Below are 2,576 nucleotides of genomic sequence, written 5' to 3' on the forward strand. Positions count from 1 at the left end.
CTGTGATCGTCGTGCCCGTCGGCGGTGATCGTCGTGCCCGTCGGCGGGCGCGCCGGTCAGCTTTAGTTCCGGCGCGGGGTGTTCGGGCTCGCCGCCGTCGGGAAGGGGTGGCTGGTCCCACCGCACGACCGTGCCGTCCGAGTAGGTCTGGGTGGCCGGCAAGGTCACCGTCGGTTGGTCGGGCAGGGTCACCGAGACGTTGAACAACGCGAACTGGTCGGACGAGATGCCGACCGACGGAGCAGCGGTCCACGTGACCGATCGGACCGTGCCGGCGGCGGCGTCGCGGTCCAGCCGGGCCGTCCACCCGGGCATCACCTCCGTGCGAGCGGATGCGACGTTGGGCAGTGCGACGCTGAATTCTGTTGTCAATGCTCCTTTTTCGGACTCTCCCGGGACGCGGAAGGTCAGCACGGACGTGCTGCCCGGAGCCGCGTCGTCGGCGTCGACGTGAACGTGTGCCGACGCCGTGCCCGCACCCGTCAGTACCGCGATGGACATGACCGCGCCGGTGGCAGCGGTCGTGATGAGGGCGCGCGAGGACGCCCGGTGAATGGATCTCATGTTGAGTTGTCGCCTTCGTTGGTCGGATGGGTCGTTTCGGTCAGGAGGCGAAGACGACCGGTGGACCACGATGCGACAACGACGCCGACAGGAGGCGCACGGACTGCAGGGGTTGATCCGCACTCGCGACCGCCGTCGTCTCCGGGCCGGCGACGGGGTGGCGGACGAGGCGCGTGGCGACGACGAGCACGCGGGACAGGGCGGCGGCGAGGCGCCCGCCGGCTGCGATCAGGGCGGCGCCGACCGCGACGGCCACGACATGGGCGGCGAGCATCACGAGTGGCGACGTCCCGGCGGTCGGGGAGTGGGTGTGCCCGCCGGCGCCGAGTAGGACGTGGCTGAGGAGCTGGCCAACCGCGAGGACGGCGACGAGGACCCGGAAGTCGACGGCGTCGCGGATGGTCGCGACCAGAGCCCCGAGGGTGATCGACAGCAGGGCCAGCATGGCCGCGGTGGGCCCCGACGGCAGGCCGCCACCGGCGGTGCCGTGGGCAGCCACCGCGAGCGCCGCCGTCAACGCCCCGGCCGCCGCCCCGGGAAGGCGGGCCGCCGGTGGCATGCGTCGACGACGGGGACGGTCGTTGATCAGACCACTCCGAGACGTGCCATCAGGTCGGCGTCCACCCCGTCCAACTGGTCGCCGATCGCGGCGTGCGCGGCCTTGCGTCGCGGGGTCGGCATGTTCTCCGCGGCGGTCACGGCCGCGGAGAGGTCGCGCAGCCGATCGGTCACCGCGGCCACGAACTGCTTGGTCTCGGCGTCCTTCGGCTTCGCAGCCGCCACTTGCGACAGGGTCTGTTCGGCGCTGGCGATGCGCGCGGACAACGCTCCACCCGCTCCGGAGAATTGGCCCACCTGGCTTAGCGGCACACCCAGCCGGTCGGCGCGCCGTTCGTCGACGAGGCCTCGCGCGGCGATGGCGGCGCGGTAGGCGATCGGCACCACGATCGGTGCCAGCATCCGGGAGACGGTCAGCGCCCGGCGAATCCGGGACGCCGACAGCAGCTTTCCCTCGCGGACCGCCTTGAGCTGGGTCTCGGCCACTCGTAGGGCGTTTCGGTCGCTGGCCCGCTGCGCCTTGAGGCCCGCCTTCATGGCCTTGACCTGGCGTCTGCCGTCGGCCTTGATGCGCCGCGCTTCGTTCTTCGCGGAGAGTCGCGCCTCCAGTTTCGCCTTGGCCTTGATGGCCTTGGCCTCGGCACGACGAGTCGCCCGGCTCTTCCGCCGTCTGAACAGGCCCATCCCGGCTGCCTCCCGGTCATTTCGTCGTGATCTGGCGATCGTGGCTGCGTGGTGCCGCCAACACTAATGCCGGTCGCCCGAGAGTCCCGTTCCGGCCCCGGTCCAGGGCCGAGGGCCGTCGAGCTCCAGCAAACGCCGAAGCGTTCTCGTGCGAGAATTGCCCCGATCGGCGGCTCCGATCGAGGAGAGGTGTCATCACGTGGCTACGCGAATTCGCATCGCCGCGGCGGCCTGTCTGGTGACATCCGGGTTGCTCCTGAGCGGTGCCGGTGCCACCATGGCCCTCGCCGATCCCGAGCCAGCTCACAGCGACGACGCCGGCGCCGCACCGGCCGACCCGACCGGCGCCGACACCCCGGCTCCGCCCTCCGAACAGCCCACCGCCACCGCGACCGCGACCGCCCCCAAGCCCACGTCCCAGGTCGGCGACGGCCGCGGCGGATCCACCCGCACCCCCGAGACGTCTGGCAAACGAACCACGCCCCGTGCGACACCGTCGCCGCAAAGCGACCCCACCCCGACCCCGAGTGTCGCGGCGGCGCCGTCCACCCAGACCGCCGCCCCGACCACCACTCCCGGCAGCGTCCCGCCGCCGGACGAGAACCAGCCGCCGGCCGACGTCGACGACCACGAGGACCATCCGCGATGGCAGTGGTGGCCGTGGTGCTGGCCGTCCCCGCCGGGCCCCGGCCTTCCGCCCGGCTCGGCCGCCGGTAGCGGCAGCGGCACCGGCGGCGGTGGCGGCGTCCCGAGGTCGCCCGCGTTGCCCG

General features: G+C 72.6%; 3 protein-coding genes and 1 pseudogene. 1 reads left to right on the forward strand and 3 read right to left on the reverse strand.

The annotated features are described in order from the left end of the window. From H7J06_RS03415 to H7J06_RS03425, 3 genes are all read right to left on the reverse strand, one after another. Positions 1-564: YcnI family copper-binding membrane protein (locus H7J06_RS03415; protein ID WP_372515228.1), on the reverse strand; the 564-nt coding region annotated here is incomplete at its 3' end. Between the two features lie 40 nt (positions 565-604). Beyond that, complete coding sequence (locus H7J06_RS03420) at positions 605-1,123, reverse strand: hypothetical protein (protein WP_264037021.1); 519 nt, start codon at positions 1,121-1,123, stop codon at positions 605-607. Between the two features lie 26 nt (positions 1,124-1,149). Continuing rightward, the gene (locus tag H7J06_RS03425) at positions 1,150-1,806 is read right to left on the reverse strand and encodes a DUF6474 family protein (protein WP_264037023.1); all 657 of its coding nucleotides are present in this window, start codon (positions 1,804-1,806) and stop codon (positions 1,150-1,152) included. A gap of 199 nt (positions 1,807-2,005) precedes the next feature. Between H7J06_RS03425 and H7J06_RS03430 the strand changes: the two are divergent. Next, positions 2,006-2,576: pseudogene (locus tag H7J06_RS03430) on the forward strand (hypothetical protein); the annotation flags it as partial.

Origin of the sequence: Mycolicibacterium hodleri, from assembly GCF_025822245.1 — a bacterium.
GTDB lineage: Bacteria > Actinomycetota > Actinomycetes > Mycobacteriales > Mycobacteriaceae > Mycobacterium > Mycobacterium hodleri.